This window comes from Streptomyces sp. PL-25, from assembly GCF_058344915.1.
The window spans coordinates 2,521,065-2,541,783 of record NZ_CP136997.1; the positions used below are offsets into that span (position 1 = coordinate 2,521,065).

19 protein-coding genes and 2 pseudogenes are annotated in these 20,719 nt (G+C 69.7%); 4 read left to right on the top strand and 17 right to left on the bottom strand.

The window, feature by feature from the left end; genetic code table 11:
- Positions 1-184: 184 nt before the first annotated feature.
- Both R4Z62_RS11160 and iolC read right to left on the bottom strand, forming a co-directional pair.
- Positions 185-287: pseudogene (locus R4Z62_RS11160) on the bottom strand (5-deoxy-glucuronate isomerase); the annotation flags it as partial.
- 180 nt (positions 288-467) lie between these two features.
- A complete protein-coding gene (iolC, locus tag R4Z62_RS11165) occupies positions 468-1,418 on the bottom strand; it encodes a 5-dehydro-2-deoxygluconokinase (protein ID WP_491519713.1) in 951 nt (316 codons plus the stop codon).
- Positions 1,419-1,749: 331 nt separating this feature from the next.
- Between iolC and R4Z62_RS11170 the strand changes: the two genes are divergently transcribed.
- The gene (locus R4Z62_RS11170; RefSeq protein WP_018568391.1) at positions 1,750-1,950 is read left to right on the top strand and encodes a helix-turn-helix transcriptional regulator; all 201 of its coding nucleotides are present in this window, start codon (positions 1,750-1,752) and stop codon (positions 1,948-1,950) included.
- 34 nt (positions 1,951-1,984) lie between these two features.
- Here the strand turns inward: R4Z62_RS11170 and R4Z62_RS11175 are convergent, their stop codons facing one another.
- Positions 1,985-2,221, bottom strand: a complete 237-nt coding sequence (locus R4Z62_RS11175) for a hypothetical protein (RefSeq protein WP_491519714.1) — start codon at positions 2,219-2,221, stop codon at positions 1,985-1,987.
- A 370-nt stretch (positions 2,222-2,591) separates the two neighbouring features.
- Between R4Z62_RS11175 and R4Z62_RS11180 the strand changes: the two genes are divergently transcribed.
- Together R4Z62_RS11180 and R4Z62_RS11185 are read left to right on the top strand one after the other, a co-directional pair.
- Complete coding sequence (locus R4Z62_RS11180; RefSeq protein ID WP_491519715.1) at positions 2,592-2,831, top strand: heavy-metal-associated domain-containing protein; 240 nt, start codon at positions 2,592-2,594, stop codon at positions 2,829-2,831.
- Between the two features lie 124 nt (positions 2,832-2,955).
- Entirely contained in the window at positions 2,956-5,220 is a 2,265-nt protein-coding gene (locus R4Z62_RS11185) for a heavy metal translocating P-type ATPase (protein ID WP_491519716.1), read from the top strand.
- Positions 5,221-6,016: 796 nt separating this feature from the next.
- Here R4Z62_RS11185 and R4Z62_RS11190 read toward each other — a convergent pair.
- The 3 genes from R4Z62_RS11190 to R4Z62_RS11200 all read right to left on the bottom strand — a co-directional run bounded on the left by R4Z62_RS11190 (position 6,017) and on the right by R4Z62_RS11200 (position 11,181).
- Positions 6,017-7,306, bottom strand: coding sequence for a citrate synthase (locus tag R4Z62_RS11190; RefSeq protein WP_064533241.1), 1,290 nt, complete (start codon positions 7,304-7,306; stop codon positions 6,017-6,019).
- A gap of 313 nt (positions 7,307-7,619) precedes the next feature.
- Positions 7,620-9,890: an SF1B family DNA helicase RecD2 gene (gene recD2, locus R4Z62_RS11195; protein ID WP_491519717.1), complete on the bottom strand. Its 2,271-nt coding sequence runs from the start codon at positions 9,888-9,890 to the stop codon at positions 7,620-7,622.
- Positions 9,891-9,978: 88 nt separating this feature from the next.
- Entirely contained in the window at positions 9,979-11,181 is a 1,203-nt protein-coding gene (locus tag R4Z62_RS11200) for an IS110 family RNA-guided transposase (RefSeq protein WP_491518842.1), read from the bottom strand.
- A 517-nt stretch (positions 11,182-11,698) separates the two neighbouring features.
- Between R4Z62_RS11200 and R4Z62_RS11205 the strand changes: the two genes are divergently transcribed.
- On the top strand, positions 11,699-12,586 hold the full coding sequence (locus tag R4Z62_RS11205; protein ID WP_385504672.1) for an RpnC/YadD family protein: 888 nt from the start codon (positions 11,699-11,701) through the stop codon (positions 12,584-12,586).
- A 12-nt stretch (positions 12,587-12,598) separates the two neighbouring features.
- Here R4Z62_RS11205 and R4Z62_RS11210 read toward each other — a convergent pair whose 3' ends face one another.
- From R4Z62_RS11210 to R4Z62_RS11260, 11 genes and pseudogenes are all read right to left on the bottom strand, one after another.
- Positions 12,599-13,477: a hypothetical protein gene (locus R4Z62_RS11210; protein ID WP_491519718.1), complete on the bottom strand. Its 879-nt coding sequence runs from the start codon at positions 13,475-13,477 to the stop codon at positions 12,599-12,601.
- 468 nt (positions 13,478-13,945) lie between these two features.
- Positions 13,946-14,461 carry a GNAT family N-acetyltransferase gene (locus R4Z62_RS11215; protein ID WP_389599247.1) on the bottom strand — a complete coding sequence of 172 codons (516 nt, stop codon included), beginning with the start codon at positions 14,459-14,461 and terminating at the stop codon, positions 13,946-13,948.
- A gap of 82 nt (positions 14,462-14,543) precedes the next feature.
- Positions 14,544-15,179, bottom strand: a complete 636-nt coding sequence (locus R4Z62_RS11220) for a pentapeptide repeat-containing protein (RefSeq protein ID WP_491519719.1) — start codon at positions 15,177-15,179, stop codon at positions 14,544-14,546.
- A gap of 26 nt (positions 15,180-15,205) precedes the next feature.
- The gene (locus R4Z62_RS11225) at positions 15,206-15,502 is read right to left on the bottom strand and encodes a hypothetical protein (protein ID WP_491519720.1); all 297 of its coding nucleotides are present in this window, start codon (positions 15,500-15,502) and stop codon (positions 15,206-15,208) included.
- Positions 15,499-16,140 carry a hypothetical protein gene (locus R4Z62_RS11230; RefSeq protein WP_491521858.1) on the bottom strand — a complete coding sequence of 214 codons (642 nt, stop codon included), beginning with the start codon at positions 16,138-16,140 and terminating at the stop codon, positions 15,499-15,501. The genes R4Z62_RS11225 and R4Z62_RS11230 overlap by 4 nt, the downstream gene beginning before the upstream one ends.
- 81 nt (positions 16,141-16,221) lie before the next feature.
- A pseudogene (locus R4Z62_RS11235) lies at positions 16,222-16,407 on the bottom strand (pentapeptide repeat-containing protein); the annotation flags it as partial.
- A 158-nt stretch (positions 16,408-16,565) separates the two neighbouring features.
- On the bottom strand, positions 16,566-16,970 hold the full coding sequence (locus R4Z62_RS11240; protein WP_382850653.1) for a hypothetical protein: 405 nt from the start codon (positions 16,968-16,970) through the stop codon (positions 16,566-16,568).
- On the bottom strand, positions 16,970-19,384 hold the full coding sequence (locus R4Z62_RS11245) for a DUF8616 domain-containing protein (protein WP_491519721.1): 2,415 nt from the start codon (positions 19,382-19,384) through the stop codon (positions 16,970-16,972). Before R4Z62_RS11245 ends, R4Z62_RS11240 begins: the two co-directional genes overlap by 1 nt.
- Complete coding sequence (locus R4Z62_RS11250; RefSeq protein ID WP_491519663.1) at positions 19,381-19,782, bottom strand: DUF6507 family protein; 402 nt, start codon at positions 19,780-19,782, stop codon at positions 19,381-19,383. Before R4Z62_RS11250 ends, R4Z62_RS11245 begins: the two co-directional genes overlap by 4 nt.
- Before the next feature lie 55 nt (positions 19,783-19,837).
- On the bottom strand, positions 19,838-20,152 hold the full coding sequence (locus R4Z62_RS11255) for a pore-forming ESAT-6 family protein (protein WP_389598429.1): 315 nt from the start codon (positions 20,150-20,152) through the stop codon (positions 19,838-19,840).
- Positions 20,153-20,248: 96 nt separating this feature from the next.
- On the bottom strand, positions 20,249-20,575 hold the full coding sequence (locus tag R4Z62_RS11260; protein ID WP_064533153.1) for a hypothetical protein: 327 nt from the start codon (positions 20,573-20,575) through the stop codon (positions 20,249-20,251).
- Positions 20,576-20,719 lie beyond the last annotated feature (144 nt).

The following is a 20,719-nucleotide window of genomic DNA, read 5'->3' on the forward strand; positions in this document are numbered from 1 at the left end:
CCCCGGAAGGGGGCCGGGACCGCCGGTGCGGGGCGCGGCCGCCGTCACATGACCATCCCACCAGCAACGCGCCCGGAGCGCGCCCGACACTGTGTCTGCGGTTCACCGGCCGGCGTAGACACATGTGGGAGTGTCCCCGGCACCGCCGCGGGGCGCGGGGGCGGCGGCAAGCCGCAGCAGCGGCGGGGACCTCCGGCGCGGGAGCCGTAGCGGGCGGGGAGTCGTCGCTCGCACTTCGCTCCTGCCAGGGCGAAGCGGTCTCCCGCGCCGGAGGCGATCGATGGCCGGCCGGCGCGCGCTGTCCGGATGGTGTCACCCAACACGCGCCCGCCGCCCGGGGTTTGGCACTCTCCCCCGGCCGGACCGACGGGTACCTGCACCGTACAACCGGCGTGCGCGGTACGCCGAGGGCCCGCCGCGCCCGGGGCCGCGCCCCCGGGCCGGAGGTCCGGGCCGGGCGTCCGGCCTCACCGCACCGCGCCCGCCGCGAGGGCCGATTCCACCTCGGCCGCGGTGGGCATCGCGGAGGAGCACTCCAGCCGGGAGGCGACGATGGCGCCGGCGGCGTTGGCGTACCGCATGACGTGCGCCAGGTCCCAGCCGGCGAGCAGCCCGTGGCAGAGGGAGCCGCCGAAGGCGTCCCCGGCGCCGAGGCCGTTGAGCACCTCGACCGGCAGCGGCGGCACCTCGGCGGTACGGCCCGCGCGGTCGAGGGCGAGCACGCCCGCGGGGCCCTGCTTGACGACCGCCAGCTCGGCCCCGGCGTCCAGCAGGGCACGGGCGGCGGCCCGCGGCTCGCGCACTCCGGTGGCCACCTCCACCTCGTCCAGGTTGCCGACGGCGACGGTGGCGTGCCGCAGGGCCTCGGCGTAGAAGGGGCGGGCGGCGGGCGGGTCGGTCCAGAACACCGGGCGCCAGTCGAGGTCGAAGACAGTGTGCCCGGACCGCGCCCGGTGGGCGAGCGCGGCCAGCGTCGCCGTGCGGCTCGGCTCCTCGCTCAGTCCGGTGCCGGTGACCCAGAAGACCCGGGCGCCCGCGACGGCCGGCAGATCGAGGTCATGGGCGTCGATCTCCAGGTCGGGCGCCTTGGGACGGCGGTAGAAGTAGAGCGGGAAGTCGTCCGGCGGGAACACCTCGCAGAAGGTGACCGGCGTCGGCAGTGCGGGCACCGCCGTGACATAGCGGTCGTCGACGCCGAAGCCGCGCAGCGCCTCGTGCAGATAGTCGCCGAACGGGTCCTCCCCGGTCCGGGTGATCACCGCCGTACGGCGGCCGAGGCGGGCCGCGGCGACCGCGACGTTGGCCGCCGAGCCGCCCAGGAACTTGCCGAAGGCGGAGACGCGGGAGAGCGGCACGCCCGTCTGGAGCGGATAGAGGTCGACCCCGATCCGCCCCATGGTGATCACGTCGTACACCATCGGCTCCCCTTCGCGTCGGCTCCCCCGGTTCTAGTGCCGGAGGCGGAAGCCTGTCAATGCTTTGTCCGGACATTCGGACGAGAAGGGAACGTGTGGGGGAAGCCCGGGAGAAGCCCGAGGGACACCCGGCGCACATCTGCCCCGTAGGCAACCTTCCCGTCACACATGTCCCGATTCCGTGACACGGCGGTCACAGCCGTACGACAGGCCCTTGCCGCTGCCGCGCACGCCTCGTTCACGCGGCACAGGCTCTCTTGATCGCCGGCGCCGCGCCCGGCCCCCCGGCGGCCTTCCGGACCGCCTCCGTGGCGCGCGCGGGGAGGTGCACACCATGACCGACCGAACACTCTGGTCGTACAAGGAGATCGCGGCCCACATCCGGGTGCAGCCCGACACCGTGCGGTCCTACCGCAAACACGGCCTGCTGCCGCCGCCCGACCGGGTCGAGGGCGGGCGCCCCTTCTGGTACGCCGACACGGTGCGCGCCTGGGCGGCCGCCCGGCCGGGCAACCGGGGCCGCAGGTCCGGCTGAGGCCCCGCCGCCCCGGCGCGGTCGGGGGCTCTCCTCAGCTCCACGGGTCGATGACCGTGACCCCGGCGCCCGGCGCGGTTCCCATGACGGCGCCGGGCGCGGCGGGTGCGGCGGGTGCGGCAGGTGCGGCCGCCAGGCCGACGGTGGAGGTGTCCAGGAGCCGGGGCGTACGCGCCGGAGGCGACTGGGCCCGCAGCGGTACCGGGCAGGCGCGCGCGGCCATGCCGTGGCTGCCGAGGAGTTCCAGCACCAGAGCGACGGCGCGGGCCATGAGGACCGGCGGGCGCGGTGCCGGTCACCGAGAGCGGGCAGGCCGACCTGGACGTGGCGGCCCCGGCCGGCCCTGCCGGTCGCCCGCCGCGCGGACGGGGCAGGCGCCGCAGGCGCAGACGAGGGGGGCGGTCGCGGGGCCGCCGCCGCGTACTTCGGCCGCCCCCCGAACCGTTCGAACAGCGCCGCCCGCGTCGTCCGCCCTCGCCCTCGCCCTCACCGGAGGGAACCGGTCAGGGCGATACCCCCGGAAACCACCGGCGGCCGCACCGCCCCATTCCTTTGATAAATACCCCCTAGGGGTATAGTGTCGAATGCAGTGAGCCCCTCTGGGCCACTCCCATCCCGCACACCACGACGAGGAGAGCGACATGACCGCCCAGACCGAGACCCCGGACACCGTCACCGCCGTCTACAAGGTGAGCGGCATGAGCTGCGGACACTGCGAGGGCTCCGTCTCCGCCGAGATCTCCGAGCTGCCCGGGGTCAGCTCGGTGAAGGCCGTCGCCTCCACCGGCGAGGTCACCGTGGTCTCCGCCGCCCCGCTGGAGGAGGCCGCCGTGCGCGCCGCGGTGGACGAGGCCGGCTTCGAGCTCGTCGGCCGCGCCTGAACGCGCGGGGCGCTCCTCGCGCGTCCCCCGGCTCTCCCTCTCGACACGTATCTCTCGACACCGGGCCGTATCGACCAGCTGATACTGGTTCTGTGCGGCCCGGTCCGCTCACTGGAGTACGGACATGACCAGCACCACCACCAGCACAGCGACACCGCCCGACACCACCGGGCAGCACTCCGAGGTCGAGCTGCTCATCGGCGGGATGACCTGCGCCTCCTGCGCGGCCCGCGTGGAGAAGAAGCTCAACCGCATGGAGGGCGTGCACGCGACCGTCAACTTCGCCACCGAGAAGGCCAAGGTCAGCTACCCCCGGGGGGTAGCGGTCTCCGATCTCGTCGCGACGGTGGTGAAGACGGGGTACACCGCCGAGGAACCGCCGCCCCCGGAGCCGGAGCCCGCGCGGCGGGAGGCCGTGGCGCCCGACGGCGACCCGGAGCTGACGACGCTGCGCCAGCGCCTGACCGTCTCCGCGCTGCTCGCCGTCCCGGTCGTCCTGCTCTCCATGGTCCCGGCCCTCCAGTTCGACAACTGGCAGTGGCTGGCGCTGACCCTGGCCGCGCCGGTCGTCGTCTGGGGCGGACTGCCCTTCCATCGGGCGGCGCTCACCAACGCCCGGCACGGCGCGGCCACCATGGACACCCTGGTCTCGGTCGGCACGCTCGCCGCGTTCGGCTGGTCGCTGTGGGCGCTGTTCCTCGGTGACGCGGGCATGCCCGGCATGCACGACGAGTTCCGGCTCACCGTCTCCCGGATGGACGCTGCCTCGACGATCTATCTGGAGGTCGCCTCCGGGGTCGTCGCCTTCCTGCTGCTCGGCCGCTATCTGGAGGCCCGCTCCAAGCGGCGGGCGGGCGCCGCGCTGCGCGCCCTGCTGGAGCTGGGCGCCAAGGACGTCTCCGTGCTGCGCGAGGGCCGCGAGGTCCGGCTGCCGGTGTCCGCGCTGACCGTGGGCGACCGCTTCGTCGTCCGGCCCGGCGAGAAGATCGCCACCGACGGCACCGTCGTCGAGGGCACCTCGGCGGTGGACGCCTCCATGCTCACCGGCGAGTCCGTACCGGCCGACGTGACCACCGGGGACACCGTCACCGGCGCCACCGTCAACGCGGGCGGCCGGCTGGTCGTGGAGGCCACCCGGGTCGGCGCCGACACCCAGCTCTCCCGGATGGCGAAGCTGGTCGAGGACGCGCAGAACGGCAAGGCCCAGGTGCAGCGGCTGGCCGACCGGATCTCGGCGGTCTTCGTGCCCGTGGTCCTGGTCATCGCCGTCGGCACCCTGCTGACCTGGCTGCTGGCCACCGGCGACGTCACCGCCTCCTTCACCGCGGCCGTCGCGGTGCTGATCATCGCCTGCCCGTGCGCCCTGGGCCTGGCCACCCCGACCGCGCTGATGGTCGGCACCGGGCGCGGCGCCCAGCTCGGCATCCTCATCAAGGGCCCCGAGGTGCTGGAGTCCACCCGGCGCGTCGACACCGTCGTCCTGGACAAGACCGGCACCGTCACCACCGGCCGGATGACCCTCCAGGAGGTGCACGCGGCCGAGGGCACCGACGAGAAGCAGCTGCTGCGGCTCGCGGGCGCCCTGGAGCACGCCTCCGAGCACCCCCTCGCCCGCGCCGTGGCGGCCGGCGCCGAGGAGCGCGTCGGGCCGCTGCCCGCCGCCGAGCACTTCGAGAACGTCCCCGGGCGGGGCGTACGCGGGCGCGTGGACGGCCATGAGGTCGTCGTCGGGCGCCTGTTCGAGGAGCTGCCCGAGGAGCTGGCCCGCGCCCGGCGCGCGGCCGAGAAGAACGGCCGTACGGCCGTCGTGGTCGGCTGGGACGGAGCGGCCCGCGGTGTGCTGGCCGTGGCGGACGCGGTCAAGGAGACCAGCGCGGAGGCCGTGGCGCGGTTGCGCGCCCTCGGACTGCGGCCGGTGCTGCTGACCGGTGACAACCGGACGGTGGCCGAGTCGGTGGCGCGGGCGGTCGGCATCGACGCCGGTGACGTGATCGCCGAGGTGCTGCCCGAGGACAAGGTCGCGGCGGTACGGCGCCTTCAGGCGGAGGGCCGGACGGTGGCCATGGTCGGCGACGGCGTGAACGACGCCGCCGCGCTCGCCACCGCCGATCTCGGCCTGGCGATGGGCACCGGCACCGACGCCGCCATCGAGGCGGGCGACCTGACACTGGTCCGCGGGGACCTGCGGGTGGCCGGGGACGCCATCCGGCTCTCCCGGCGGACGCTGGCCACCATCAAGGGCAACCTCGTGTGGGCCTTCGGCTACAACGTGGCCGCGCTGCCGCTGGCCGCCGCCGGACTGCTCAACCCGATGATCGCGGGCGCGGCGATGGCGTTCTCCTCGGTCTTCGTGGTGACCAACAGCCTGCGGCTGCGCAGGTTCCGCTGAGCCGGACCGGCCCGCCGGACGTACCGGTCCCGCCGCGGAAGTGCCGGTTCCGCGGCGGACGTACCGGTTGGGAGACGGAAGTGCCGGACCCCCTGGAGTCCGGCGCGCGCCTCACATAAGCTCTTCACAAGGCTCGCGCATCATCCTTACGCTTGGGTCTCGATCGCCATATCAGGGCCCTTGCGCACCTATGGGACATATGCAAGAGACGCATGTCACAGTGATGTGAACGTAACCATCGAAGGGGTTCGAAGGTCTAAGTTTGGCGATGTCAGGAAGCGTCTTGGGGGGCGCCGACTGACGTCTGGGGATGTCTTGGGGGACTTCCCTGGAACTGCGTTGCCGGGACACGTACTTCGGGAAGCTTTGAGCGGCCCTCCCGGGTGTGCGCTGTCCCGGCACAGCGCGGAGCGGTAACAGTGCGGGCGCCGGTCGGCGCGCGCACCGAGGCAACTGAGGCAGCGGTACGGCAGTACGAAGAACAGCGGTTCAGGCGCTGGTTTTCTCACAGACGCCCGGCCGGATCCCGTGGGGGGAATCCGATACCGGGACATGGGAAGGCGCCCTGGTCGCCGGCCCGTGGGGGGACTGGCACACCGGGGCGCCTTCCGCTTCCCGCCGCCTCCCTCGCCCTCACTCGCCCTCCCCTCCGCTCGGCCCCTTGCCACTTTCCGGACGGCTCCGGACGGCTCCGGACGGCTCCGGACGGCTCCGGACACACGAAGGCCCCGCGCCCACCGTCTGACCGGCGGAAACGAGGCCCGGGGCCGCGAGGCCCGTGCGGCGGAGCAGCGCCTCAGCGCCCCTCGACCGGGACGAAGTCGCGCTCGACGACGCCCGTGTAGATCTGGCGCGGGCGGCCGATGCGGGAACCCGGCTCCTTGATCATTTCCTGCCACTGGGCGATCCAGCCCGGCAGCCGGCCCAGGGCGAACAGGACCGTGAACATCTCGGTCGGGAAGCCCATGGCCCGGTAGATCAGACCAGTGTAGAAGTCGACGTTCGGGTAGAGCTTGCGCTCGACGAAGTAGTCGTCGGAGAGCGCGTGCTCCTCCAGCTTCAGGGCGATGTCGAGCAGCTCGTCGTCCTTGCCCAGCGCGGAGAGCACGTCGTGCGCGGCGGCCTTGATGATCTTGGCGCGCGGGTCGAAGTTCTTGTAGACCCGGTGGCCGAAGCCCATCAGGCGGACGCCGTCCTCCTTGTTCTTCACCTTGCGGATGAAGGTGTCGACGTCGGAGCCGGAGTCGCGGATGCCCTCCAGCATCTCCAGCACGGACTGGTTGGCGCCGCCGTGCAGCGGGCCCCACAGCGCGTTGATGCCGGCCGAGATGGAGGCGAACATGTTGGCCTGCGAGGAGCCGACGAGGCGGACCGTGGAGGTCGAACAGTTCTGCTCGTGGTCCGCGTGCAGGATCAGCAGCTTGTCCAGCGCGGAGACGACGACCGGGTCGGGCTCGTAGTCGTCGGCGGGGACCGAGAAGGTCATCCGCAGGAAGTTCTCGACGTAGGAGAGGTCGTTGCGCGGGTAGACGAACGGGTGGCCGATCGACTTCTTGTACGCGTACGCCGCGATCGTCGGGAGCTTGGCGAGCAGCCGGACCGTGGACAGGTCGCGCTGCTTCTCGTCGAACGGGTTGTGGCTGTCCTGGTAGAAGGTGGACAGCGCCGAGACGACCGAGGACAGCATCGCCATCGGGTGGGCGTCGCGCGGGAACCCCTTGTAGAAGTTCTTGACGTCCTCGTGCAGCAGGGTGTGCCGCGTGATCTCGTTCTTGAAGGTGGAGAGCTCGTCGACGGTCGGCAGCTCACCGTTGATGAGCAGGTAGGCCACCTCAAGGAAGGTGGAGCGCTCGGCGAGCTGCTCGATGGGGTAGCCGCGGTACCGGAGAATGCCCTGCTCGCCATCGAGATAGGTGACGGCGGATTTGTACGCGGCCGTGTTGCCGTAGCCGCTGTCCAGAGTCACCAGACCGGTCTGGGCGCGGAGCTTCCCGATGTCGAAGCCCTTGTCGCCGACGGTGCTGTCGATCACCGGGTAGGTGTACTCGTCGCCGTCGTACCGCAGTACTACAGAGTTGTCGCTCACGTCTTCCCTCACCGACGTAGTGCCTCATCTTCGAGGTGCCCTGACTGTCTCTACCATCCCCCATTTGGCTCAGGAGAGTGCACTCGGGGTCGACCATTGGGCCTATTGGCGGCACTCAGTGCCGCCAACCTGCTCATCCTGCCCCCTCGGAGCAGCGTCGGGAAGTGTTCTGTGACCTTTGCGACTCGTTTGATCGATCATTTTTTGCGCGACGGGCCCGCACCGGGGGCGGCGGCGGGATTTTCCGGGCCAGGAGCGGCCTGTTCGTCAGATTTTGTCGCCCTTCCGGTCCTTCTGTTGCTGTTTTACGGCTTCAGGCGCCCCGGAGCCGGAAATCCAGCGCCGTGCAGCGGCGTCCCGCCGAGACCGTGCGCACCGCCTGGCCGATGGCCCGGCGCGAGCCGACGAGCACCACCAGCCGCTTGGCCCGGGTCACCGCCGTGTAGAGCAGGTTGCGCTGGAGCATCATCCAGGCGCCGGTGGTCACCGGGATCACCACGGCCGGGTACTCGCTGCCCTGGGAGCGGTGGATGGTGACCGCGTACGCGTGCGCCAGCTCGTCCAGTTCGTCGAACTCGTAGGGCACTTCCTCGTCCTCGTCGGTCAGCACCGTCAGCCGCTGGTCGACCGGGTCGAGCGAAGTGACCACGCCCACGGTGCCGTTGAAGACGCCGTTCGCCCCTTTCTCGTAATTGTTGCGGATCTGGGTGACTTTGTCGCCGACCCGGAAGACCCGCCCGCCGAACCGCTTCTCCGCGAGATCGGGGCGGCCCGGCGTGATGGCCTGCTGGAGCAGCCCGTTGAGCGTGCCGGCGCCCGCCGGGCCCCGGTGCATGGGCGCCAGCACCTGCACGTCCCGGCGCGGGTCGAGCCCGAACCTGGCCGGGATCCGCCGCGCCGCCACGTCCACGGTGAGCCGGCCCGCCTCCTCCGTGTCGTCCTCGACGAAGAGGAAGAAGTCCTTCAGACCGTCGGTGAGCGGCTGCTGCCCGGAGTTGATGCGGTGCGCGTTGGTGACGACGCCGGACTGCTGGGCCTGGCGGAAGACCCGGGTGAGGCGCACCGCCGGGACCGGGCTCCGCTCGGCCAGCAGATCCCGCAGCACCTCGCCCGCGCCCACGCTGGGCAACTGGTCCACGTCCCCCACGAACAGCAGGTGCGCGCCCGGCGGTACGGCCTTGACCAGCTTGTTGGCGAGCAGGAGGTCCAGCATGGACGCCTCGTCGACCACGACGAGGTCGGCGTCCAGCGGCCGGTCCCGGTCGTACGCCGCGTCGCCGCCGGGCCTCAGCTCCAGCAGCCGGTGCACGGTGGACGCCTCGGCGCCGGTCAGCTCGGACAGCCGCTTGGCGGCCCGGCCGGTCGGCGCGGCCAGCACCACCTTCGCCTTCCTGGCGCGGGCCAGCTCCACGATCGAGCGCACGGTGAAGGACTTGCCGCAGCCGGGCCCGCCGGTCAGCACCGCCACCTTCTCGGTCAGCGCGAGCCGGACGGCCGTCTCCTGCTCGGGCGCGAGATCGGCCCCCGTCCGTCCGCGCAGCCAGCCCAGCGCCTTGTCCCAGGCCACGTCCCGGAAGTGCGGCATCCGGTCCTGCTCGGTCCGCAGCAGGCGCAGCACCTGCGCGGACAGGGAGAGCTCGGCGCGGTGGAACGGCACCAGGTACACGGCGCTGACGGACTCCGCCGCCTCCCCCTCGGCCGCGGGCACCTTCTCCCGTACGACCCCGGGATCGCCGCCGTCCTCGTCCGGCTCCGCGAGGGCGGCCAGGCACTCGATGACCAGCCCGGTGTCCACCTGGAGCAGCTTCACCGCGTCGGCGATCAGCCGCTCCTCGGGCAGGAAGCAGTTCCCCTGGTCGGCGGACTGCGACAGCGCGTACTGGAGCCCCGCCTTGACCCGCTCCGGGCTGTCGTGCGGGATGCCGACGGACCGGGCGATCTTGTCGGCGGTCAGGAAGCCGATGCCCCAGACGTCGGCGGCGAGCCGGTACGGCTGGTTCTTCACCACGGAGATCGACGCGTCGCCGTACTTCTTGTAGATGCGCACGGCGACGGAGGTGGACACCTCGACCGTCTGGAGGAAGAGCATGACCTCCTTGATCGCCTTCTGCTCCTCCCAGGCGTCGGCGATCTTCCTGGTCCGCTTGGGCCCGAGGCCGGGGACCTCGATGAGCCGCTTGGGCTCCTCCTCGATGATCCGCAGGGTGTCGGTGCCGAAGTGCTGGGTGATCCGGTCCGCGAAGACCGGCCCGATCCCCTTGACCAGACCGGAGCCGAGGTAGCGGCGGATGCCCTGGACGGTGGCCGGCAGGACCGTCGTGTAGTTCTCGACGTGGAACTGCTTCCCGTACTGCGGATGGGACCCCCAGCGGCCCTCCAGCCGCAGCGACTCCCCCACCTGCGCACCGAGCAGCGCCCCGACGACGGTCAGCAGATCACCGGCTCCTCTGCCGGTGTCCACGCGCGCGACCGTGTACCCGTTCTCCTCGTTCGCGTACGTGATCCGCTCCAGCACCCCTTCGACCACGGCGAACCGCCGCTCACCGTCACCCTGGGCCGCCTGGGTCCCCGCCTGTCGAGCCATGATCCGACGGTACCGGTGGGGGGTGACAGTGGGGGTAGGGAGTGGGGTAGGGAGAGGGCGCCGGCGGGGGGTGCCTCTATGTCCTTCGTCAAGCGAGGCGAGGGCTGCGGGGTTCGTAGAAGGTTCCGTCGCGGAGCATGGCGAACAGGACGCTGATGCGGTGGCGGGCGAGTCGGAGGAGGGCCTGGGTGTGGGTTTTGCCGCGGGCTCGGCAGCGGTCGTAGTAGGTGCGGGAGGCGGGATCGTGGAGGGCTGCGAACGCGGAGAGGAACATCGCTCGTTTCAGCTGCCGGTTGCCGCCTCTGGGGGCGTGCTCGCCGTGGAGCGACGTGCCGGACTGGCGGGTTGCCGGGGCAAGGCCGGCGTAGGAGGCCAGGTGGGCGGCGGTGGGAAAGCTGCTGCCGTCGCCGATGGTGGCCAGGAGGACTGCGGCGGTCCTGACGCCGATGCCGGGCATCGAGGTCAGGACCTGGGAAAGAGGGTGGGCCTCCAGCAGTGCCTCGATCCGCGTTTCCAGGGCCCGGCGTTGTTCGTGGACGGCGGCCAGCGACTTCGCCAGCGACGGCACGATCACGTCGAGGGTGCCGGTGCCCGGGACGACGACGGTCTGCTCGTCGAGCGCGGTGAAGATGTCGTCGACCAGCCGCTCGGCCATGCGCGGCGCCCGGGGCCGGACGACCTCGACCAGTTTGCGGCGGCCCGCTTTGCGGAGTGCTTGTGGGGATCCGTAGCGCTCGAGGAGCCAGGTCACTGCCGGATGGTCCAGGCGCGGGCCCAGGACGCGTTCGAGGCTGGGGTGGAACTGGGTGAGCAGGCCGCGGATGCGGTTGGAGGTGCGGTTGGCCTCGCCGGCGAGGTCCTGGTCGAAGCCGGCGAGCATGGTCAGCTCGGCGGTGACCTCGTCGGTCAGGTCGAGGGTGCGCAGGGTGTGGGGCATGGTGCGGGCGGCGTCCGCGATGACGGCGGCGTCCTTCGCGTCGGTCTTGGCTTCGCCGGGGTAGAGGTCGGCAATCCTGCGCATCGCCAGGCCGGGCAGGTAGGCGACCTGACAGTCGGCGTCCCGGGCGACGGTCAGCGGCAGGGCGCCGATGGAGGCGGGCTGGTCCACGACCACCAGGACGGTGCCGAACTTGGCCTTCAGCTTGTCGAAGACCGCCCGCAGCTTCGGTTCGCTGTTCGGCAGCGGCTTGTCGAAGACCGTCTTCCCGGCCGGGGTCAGTCCGTGTCCGTGATGGGTCTGCTTGCCGACGTCCAGGCCCAGGAAGACGCCCACCCCGTCGATGCTGATCACCGTGCCCCCACATGTGTCGACGTGTGCCGGCCCCGAGGTCGGGAGCCGTTCTCGCGCAGCCACGTTATGCAGACCTGCCGCCCGCGAGCAGCCGGGCATTTCGCCCGGCCAGGCGGTGGCCGGACCTCTGATCAGCGTCTCCGACGGCACCCCCCGGGCCCGGTGACACCACCCCCCAGGTCATCCGATCGACAGGGGGCAACAGTCATGCCGGGCCCGGAGGCCAGCGGCCCTCTTGCAGGACCGCGAAGAAGATAACGGGGGCGGCGGGAGCGGGGGCGGGCCCGGCGGCTCCGGGGACGCGGGGCGGGGGCGGGGCGGGGGCGGGGCGGCCCTTGGTCGGGTTACCGCTGTCGGCGTTGCACTCGAACTCGTACGCCCTCGTACGCCGCCGTCCTCCGGCCGGCCTCGCCGTGCGACGCGACCGGGGCCGGTCGGACGCGGACGCGAGTTCCGGACGTAGGCGCGACTTATGGCGGCCAGGCTCGTTGATCGTCTCGTACGGAAAGGAGAGCTGATGGTCAGCTCGTCGCACGAGGCGTTGCACCGGATCTTCCAGAAGGACCCGGCGCTGCTGACGAGAGCGCTGCAGAAGGTCCTGCACGTTCCGTTCCCCGAGCCCACGGAGATCGCCGCGCTGAACGTGGACCTCACCGAGATCGAACCGGTCGAGCGCCGCGTCGACACCCTGCTGCGCGCGGAGACGGACGCGGGCACCTATCTGCTCGTCGTCGAATCGCAGGGGAAGAAGGACGAACGCAAGCGGGGCAGCTGGCCGTACTACCTGTCCTACCTGTACGAGAAGTACCGGTGCGAGCCGGTGCTCATCGTGACCACGCAGAGCAGCGCCACGGCACGCTGGGCGTCGCGTCCGATCCGGCTCGGCTTCCCCGGCTGGCACTCGCTGACCGTCCGTCCCCTGGTGCTGGGCCCGGACAACGTCCCCGTCATCGCGGACGAGCGTCAGGCCGAACGGGACGTCCCCCTCGCGGTGCTCTCCGCGATGACTCACGGACGCGGTCCGCAGGTCCCGGCCATACTGAAGTCCCTGGCTTCCGCCCTGGGAACCATCGACCCCGACAACGCCGCGGTCTTCGTGCAATTCGTCGACTCCTGCCTGGCCGACCCCCAGGCACAACAGATGTGGAGGGAAATGATGACGGCGATCCAGTACTTCTGGCGGCACCCGCTGGCCGAGCAGGTGCGCGAGGAAGGCCGGGAGCAGGGAAGGCTCCAGGCCCGGCGCGAGATGACGCTCCGCATCATCGAGTGGCGTGGCATCCCCGTGACGGACGCCATCCGCGAGCGGGTGAGCACCTGCACCGACCTGGACCAGCTCGAAGCCTGGGCCCAGCGGGCGGTGCGGGCGGCGGATGCGGAGGAGTTGTTCGCCGGGGAGGACTGACGGCGGTCCCTGTCACTTCGGTTCCACCCATGGGAGGTACTGGGGGCGGCGGTTCCAGTACCAGGTACGACCGGGTGCCGGGGCCGCCGTGAATCCCTCGGTGCGAAGGGCGGCGGCGAGGGCGTGCCCGGCGTCGTTCAGCGTCGACGCACGGTACTCGCCGTCCAGTTCCCGCAGTAGCCCGGTGGCTTCGCGCCGTAGGCCGTCGGGGAGTTCCGCCAGGGGCGCCGCGAGTGTGTCGCGCCAGGCCAGGTCCTCGGCGTACAGGGCTGCGGAGTACCAGCCGCGAGGCGGCCAGCCGCTCTGCAGCCGCACACACAGCCGCTCCCAGGCGGCCAACGCTCCGCGAGCCCTCCGTTCCGGCCCGCTCACCGCGCCCATGGGCAGCACCGCGTCGGTCAGCGGCGTCGGCACCGGAAAGGCGCGCACCACCTCCGGGAGGTGGAGGGCAGGCACATGGGGCATGCCGGTGATCGGCGCCTCGGCCGCTTCCACGGAGAATCCGGCCTCCGGGCCACCGGGTTCGGCCACGCGCGCGAGTGTGACCCCGCCGCCGGGCAGAGCGACCCTGTTGATCCAGGGCAGCCCACCGTCCCAGGTGTGGAACACGGGCACGCGGAGCCGCCCGGCCAGGTGGGCGGCCAGCTCCTCCCCCGCGGGCCGCCGCTCGACCTCTCGCGCCGCGTACACGCCGAGGACCCATGAGAGGTCCCCGGCAGCGGCTCGGGCGAGGTGCTCGTACTCGCAGGTGACGAGGGCGTCCCAGTTCCGCGACCGCACCTCGGACTGCTCCGAGACGTCGACGCCGGAGACGGGGACGCGGAACGCCTCGGCCAGGATCCGCCGTATCTCCTCGGGTCCGGCCGCGGCCAGGGTCAGGAAGACGTCCATCCGCAGCATGGTGTCAGGTGGCGGACGAGCCCTTGGTGATCGTTGACCGTGTCCGAGGTGGTGGCCGCGTTCGGACAGACCGCGGCCGCCCTCCGTGAACGCGTTCACGGCCTGGGCTTTCCCGGCGTCGCGACGTTCTACGTGTGGCACGACGCGCAGACCGGGCAGCTCCACCGCTCGACCGGCTCCGTTCCTCCGGTCCGACCGGCTCCGTTCCTCCGGATGCCCTGCCGTTCGGCGGCGCGTACGCGGCTTGCGACCGCCTCGGTCCGGTCGTCGAAGGCTTCCTGGCCGCCGGCGAGCCGGGGATCGGGCCCTTCGACGTCTGGGTCAGCAGTGTCGGAGCCCCGTGCTGACTCCTCCTGACCGTCCACACGGACGGTCGAGGGAGAGGACCGCTCGTTCTGTACCGCATAGCGTGGCGAGCGGGCGCGGTCGGCCGCCGCGCGGTCGGCCGCGCCCGCTCGGTCACATCGCCGTGTGATCGCCGGGGACGAGCCCGGCGGTCGTGGCGGTTGCTGTTCTCGGCGGACGGACCAAGAAGACGTCGACCGGGTCTTCTGCTTGCAGAGTGAAGCCGTGGCGTTCGTAGAGGCGGCGGGCGGGGCTGCCCTGGAGGACGTTCAGGGCGACGGTCTCGCCCTGGGCGTCGGCTCGCCGGAGCAGTGTGCGGAGAACGGCGGAGCCGAGGCCCCGGCCCTGGTGGTGCGGGGCGAGGTAGAAGTGCTCCAGCCATCGCCTGCCGTCGGCCGGACGGAAGGTCACACAGCCCGCGAGCGCGCCACCGGCCTCGATGACCGAGGTGTACCGCGAGGAGAAGGAGTCACGCAGCCGCTGCCGCACCCGGTGCTCGTCGTAGCGTCCGAGGCGTTCCAGATCGGCGCGCATGACCTCGGCCCGCAGCTCGGCGATCGGCTCGATGTCTGCCACCACGGCGGGACGCAGACTCCAGGCCGTCGCGGTCCCCGCCACCTCGGTTTTCATGGGCGGAGTATGGCACTGCGCAGGCGAGTGCCGCCTCGGGGTATTGGAGCGCGCGTGCGTCGGTTGACCGGAACTCCTGCCCCTACCCGGCGGAGGCGACGACCCGGACATCGCCGCCTCGTTCGCGAAACCACACTTCGAGTTCCGTGCCGGCCAGTTGGCGTCTGCCCGCGCGGTCCACCAGAGTCACGGGACCGGTGACGGTTCCCGTCATCGCCTCGATCTTTGTCTTCGCGTCCACCGTGACGCGGAAGGAACTCGAACCGAGGACCGCGCCGCTGAGGTCCGCGGACCGGAAGTCCACGGCCAGCAGGGCGGAGCCCATGAACTGGGCGCCACGGCAGCTGGCTCCCATGGCATCCACGTCACACAGCGAAGCCTTCGCCAGATCCGCTCCGTCGAGAACCGCTTCCCTCATGACGGCATCGTCGAGTTCGACCCGCACCAGCGAGGAGCCCGTCAGATCGGCTCGGCTGAAGTCCGCCGCCAGCGCGTACGAGCGATACAGCTCGGCCCCGACGAGCCTCGTACCGATCAGCTTCGCGTCGATGAACATCGACTCGGAGAAATCACCACGCGAAAGGTCGGCACCGCTGAGGTCTAGACCGATGGCGTCGAGACCGGCATCCTCGTCCAGCCATTCTCGCAACCGCCGCGCGGCGAACCTGTCGTCAGGAAACCTCGGCGGAACCCACTTGTCCGTCCTGCCGGGCTCCACGTGGCCCCGGTACCCTTCGCCGTACTTCAGGACTGCACCAGCAGCCTTCCCGGGGCCGCGCCGTCCCGCAGCCAGGCTGAAGCGACCTTCATGGCCACCGCTCGGTAGAGAATATCTTCCACGCCACCTTCGGCAGAGATCGCCCCCGTGTCCTTGTCCAGCAGAATGTACCGCTCACGACCGGAAATATGCGTGTATTTATAACGAGCCCGTCGATCACATTCCTGCATTTTCTCAACACGCGCATACAGGGCCAAATTTACCCAACTCTCCCTCTGCTTCCAGATCGAAACGAAGTCAGGATCGATGGCCCTGCCTGTCACAACCGGTCGGTCAGATCGGGACCACGTCCGTCAACCATCATGGGCTCCGCTACTCCATATCCTTCCGCGCCCCCGAAGTATGTCGCTTCTCCTGGCTCCGCAACGGTTCCCAACAGGTCGTCCAACTCCTTCAAAGCCGCCGCGAGGCGCGGGGCGTTCTGCTGCTGGACCTCAGGGTGCGGCGTGCCACGGAAGTCGCACAAGCCCCAGATGTCGTGATGGACGGACACCGCGGCAGACAGCCCAAGGCGCTCCGGGGAGACAGTCAGCTCCACATGTCGGTACTCACTGCGCTGTGCACCGTTTTCATCGACCCAGACACCGGCACCCGCCACGAGAACGTCACCCATCTCGGCTTCCGGGAAGCCCACGGGACGCATGTCCTGGACCCGCTGAAATACCTGCTCGTCATCGAGAGACCTCAACAGATGCAAGCGGGTACTCGCCGGGGCGCCTCCTGCTCCGGGAATGAACCAGGGGAATTCCAGACCTCGTGGCTCCAGGAGGCCGTACTTCCGCAGTACCGCGACCATCCGAGCCGCCGTCCTGAGTGCTGATCGGAGGCCGGGCGGCCCATAGTCCTCCAGATCCCAGAACCAGGACGCGCATTCCTCCGGTGCTCGGAGCAGCAGGCCCATGGGGTCCCCCTTCTTTACCCGCTCTACTGGGGGAAGCAACAACCTGGATGCCACCACTTCACACCACGAAGCCTTCGCCAGATCCGCCCCGTCGAGAACCGCTTCTCTCAAGGCAGCATCGTCAAGTTCGACCCGCACCAGCGGGGCACCCGTCAGATCGGCTCGGCTGAAGTCCGCCGCCAGCGCGTACGGGCGAGGCAGATCGGCACCGCTGAGGGCGAGTCCAGTGGCATCGGGACCAGCCTCCTCGTCCAGCCACTCTCTCAACCGCCGCGCGGCGACCTCGTCGTCCGGGAACCTGGAGGAATCCGCTTCTCCGTCTTACCCAGCCCAGGGTCTTCGCACCGGCGAGGAGCTTGTCACAGATTCGATGACGTCGCCTCCCCGCCGCAGAGACCACGAGGCTTCAAGTTTTCGTTCCCTGTCTAATTTTCGAGCAGTTGCTGGATACGGTCCGCGGCGCTCCTCGCTTCGTCGTCGTCAAGCTCCACAGGAGTGAAGCCACGCGACTGAGCATGCATCAGGAAATCCGAGGGGACCGAGGTGCCGTATTCCCGAACAAAGTAAGCCCAGTACGTCGGCCAGGCCCACTCCCCGTCGGTTGAAAATCCGAAGGGGACAACCGGACCCTTCTCCTCGTCGAGGGGGTCTGCGACGTTCCCCGCAGACATCAGGACCGTGGAACCACCGAGGTACTGAGCCAGCGGATCACGGAGAGACTCGGCCAGTTTCCCCGCACTATCACGCAGCGATACCTGCTCGAAGCGGTCCGCGTCCGCCGTCTCGATCTCAGCAAAAGCCGGGAGGATGCGCATGATGCCCTCTATCATCAGTCCACAGCCCACTCGGAGCGGGGAATTTCTTCTACATAGCCACCGGGATGGTAGCGGTAGAACGTGTTCGGCAGTCCGGGCACGTTGTTCACGAACAACATGCGGTCACGGTGCACCCCGAAGCGCCCCCATTGATCCGCATAGAGGAATCCATCCGGAGCGATGACAGGCGCATCCAAGTTCCGCGCCAACTGCGCTGCGAACGAACCGTCCACGTGGCCCGTGTTGCAGGACAGAAGTCTAACGGGTGTTCCAGGGGTGTAGTCAGACCGGCGCCGGACGATGTCCGCCATCTGCCGTGGAGTGAGTTCCCGCCCGCCGGCGGTGTCCATCAAAGTGTTGTGCGGCGTTCCATGAGCCACCACGTCGTAATGCCCCGGGAGCGGTTTCGACTTGAGGGCCTCACGGTAAAAGGGGTCGTCCGACCGCATGATGGAGAATCCATCGCGATTCTTCCCCAGCGGGTGCGTCTGCGGAGTGGGCGTGGGAGTGCCCCTGTTTTCGAGTCCGGGTCCGTCGTTCGACGCGTCGGCGTGTTGAACATCCTGATCATCGACGTGATGGGCCATGTCGTCGTTCGGCAGCCCGTCGCCAGCCGGGTGATGTCCACCGTCAGCCGACGCGGTGTGCGTCTCATGGTGCCCATGCTCGCCAGAGGCATGATCGCGGGGGCTCCCCGAGTTGTCATGTCCACCAGCATGGTGGCCTGCGCCATCACGGCCCGAACCGGAGTGGGCATGGGAGGACCCGCCGGTTTCGTGGTGAGGCGTGGCCTCCCGGCCCGCTTCGTGGGGAGCTTCGTGAGTTTGGCCGACCTGCGTCTCGCGAACCAGGCTGTGAGGCGTGTCCGAGACGTCGCCGTGACCGCCGCTTCTGGCTGCCTCGTGCCCGCCAGCGTCGGCGCCGGTGTGGGCGGCGGTTTCGGTGGCGGTGTGGGGAGCCGTGCCGACGAGGGCGGGTTCGCGGGTGGGGTCGGGGGTGTGCGGGAGGTTGGTTTCTGTGGCGGGGGGTTTGTGGAGTTCGTCGGCGTGGATGAGGATCTTGCCGTTGCCGTCGACGATGTGGCCGTCGGGGTGTCCGTAGAGCGGACCGGTGTCCTCGGGGGTGGGCAGGGGGTGGGCGCCGTCGTGGACGACGGGAACGTCGTCGGGGAGCTTGAAGGTGCCGTTCGGCAGCTTCGTCGCTCCCTCCGGGATCGGGGTGCCCTCGAGGAGGTGGAAGCTGCCGTCGGGGAGCCGGAAGGCGTCCTTGGGGAGGGTGATCGCGTTCTCGGGGAGGGCCGGGATGTCGATCTTGCCGATGCCCTTCAGGGCCTTGGTGATGTCCCCGATCTTCGACAGGCCCGCACCCGCACCCTTGGCCACATACGTCATCGGGTCGATGACCCTGCCCGCCTTGCCCGCCACCGACAGTGCCTTCGCGACCGCGCCGGCCTTGCCCGCACCCGACGCCGCACCCCCCGCACCACCCGTGAACACCGTGGTCAGCACGTTGAACGTGACCGCTCCGGCCGCGCGGGCGGGGTTCTTGCCCCACTCGTCCCACGCCACCAGCGCCTTCCCCGTCTCCTTCATCGCCGTGCGCGAATCACGGATCCAGGACGGCAGCTTGTCGTCCGGCAGCGCCCAGAACAGCGTGCCCAGACCCGGCATGGAGGTCAGGACCAGACCCGTCGCCAGCTGCGCGAGGCCCTTCCACGCCTGGCCCATCGCCTCCCAGCCACCGAAACCGACCAGCGTCCCCAGGCCCTTGATCGTGCCCCACACACCGTCCACGATCAGGCCGTCCCACACGAACGACTTGACCCAGTGACCCACCTCCCACACATGATGCTTCTCCTCCACCGGGTCACCCCAGGGAAGCTTCGCGTTCTTCAGATCATCCGCGTCGAACCCGTACTGGTCCTTCCGGTCCGAACCGTCCCCCGCGACCATCTGCGTACCGTGGAACAACGCGGTGATCTTGTTGTGACAGGTACGCTCCGCCGCCCAGAACGCCGCCACCGTCCGCGTGATCTCGTCCCGGATCCGGTTGTGCCGGCCGACCTTGTCACCGTCGTACTGCCAGTCGTCATCGTCCTTCACCGAATCGACGAACGTCGTCGCCTCGTCCTTCAGATCCTCCAGCTTCTTCACCAGCGGACGGATCTCCGTCGCATACCCCGACAACGCCCCCGACACCGACTCCAGCCCGGTCGCGAACGTGTCCGCACGATCCTTCACCGGCTTCGTCGACGCGAACAACTGCTCCGCCTCCGGAGCCCTGTAATACGCCGACAACCCCTGGAACCTGGTATGGACGTCCTGACCGGTCGAACGGATATGACCCGCGTCCGTCTTCAGGTTCCCGTACGCCTTCTCCAGCAGTTCCAGATCACCCGTGAACTGCGGAATCTCCTCAGGCTTGATCACCCCGCACCCACCCCGGGAGCATCCAGCTTCGGCGCCTTCAACGCAGCACGCTGCGCACGCGCCGCCATCTCCTCATCACCATTCAGATACGCCGTCGTCGCATCCACCACACCCTGCAACGACTTACCCGCCCGCGCCGCCACGAACTGCAGATCCTTCGACGCATGCTCCGCCCACTGCGACAGAGCCAACGCCACCAGACCCCCCTGCCCCTTACCGTCCTTACCCCCGGAGCCACCGCCCCCGCCCGCATCCGCCGAGATCGTCCCCGCATACGTCGCCGCCGACGTCAAATGCTCCCCGAACGCCTTCCCGTACGTCTCCAGATGCGACGCCGACTCACCCGTCGTCCTCAACACACCCGAAATACCCTGCGGCTTCAGATCCCAGCCCGACACCGACAACCCCCGTCATCGAATGGTTTGGCACCCCGGAGCGACCATCACCGGCCCCTCAGCCGATGTTGTCCACCGCCGACTTCGCCTTCGCCAACGTCGACTGCGCCGTCGCATCATTCTTCTCCAACGTCGACTTCACCAGCCCGATGATGTTCCGCACCTCCTGCGACGCACGATTCCACCGCTGCTCCTTGCCGTGATACTCATCCGCCACACCATCAGCCGTGAAATCAGCCATCGCCGCCTTCACCTGACGATCACGCTGCCCGATCACCTCCTCCAACCGCGCCACCACCGCCTGAAGACTCCCCTGCACATCCGACGACGCACCCGTGTCATACGAACGACGATCCGAACCCGAACCCGCCATCACACACCACTCCCCGTGAAACAGAAAAACAACAGAACAGACAACACCAACGACACCGGACCACCGGCATCACCGGCACAGACGACGGCCGACGGATCAGCGGAACCGCGCCGCATCGAAATTCGCCGCACCCATGTGATGCCGCGCATTGTCACCCTGCTCCTGATCACCCGACGAGAACGCACCGTCCATCCCCGACTGACCACCCACAATCGCCGACAACGACGCATTCAACTCACGCGCGATCCCGTCCGCCCGCCCCTTGAACTCATCGAACATCCGCCGCCCCGTACCGTTGAACTTCCCCTCCAACGGCTCCACCGCCTGCACCAACTGACGGATCAACGACCCCAGATCATCACTCGACCCACGCGAATCACGCGTCAACGTCGACAACGTCTGCGTACCCATATCGAACTTCACGCCGAACTCGCCTCCCCCTGAAGCGGGTTGCACCGTCCTCGGTGAACAACCCTCCGTGAACGTCTTCGCCTCTCCATGTTCACAACCGGCCATCGCCGTCGCAACCGTGTTGCGTCACAGGGCTGCCACAACCGGTGACCGTCA